General features: G+C 61.1%; 1 pseudogene. It reads left to right on the forward strand.

Annotation, left to right across the window (positions count from 1 at the left end):
- Positions 1-244 (forward strand): annotated as a pseudogene (locus tag KVT28_RS28545) (very short patch repair endonuclease); the annotation flags it as partial.

Below are 244 nucleotides of genomic sequence, written 5' to 3' on the forward strand. Positions count from 1 at the left end.
ATGCAGGCTCAAGTTCGGCGGAATACCGCCCCCGAACGGCTGCTGCGTACCGCTCTATTCGCCCGCGGTCTGCGGTATCGTCTCCACCGCCAAGTATTACCGTACAACCGCCGTTCCCAAGACATAGTTTTCATGTCGGCACGCGTTGTTGTAGATGTCGGCGGATGCTTTTGGCACGGGTGTGAAGTGCACCGCGACCCCCCCCGCACGAACGCAGTGTGGTGGCAGAGGAAGCTCGAGCGGA

Source organism: Pantoea sp. GbtcB22 (assembly GCF_019091025.1).
Lineage (GTDB): Bacteria > Pseudomonadota > Gammaproteobacteria > Enterobacterales > Enterobacteriaceae > Pantoea > Pantoea leporis.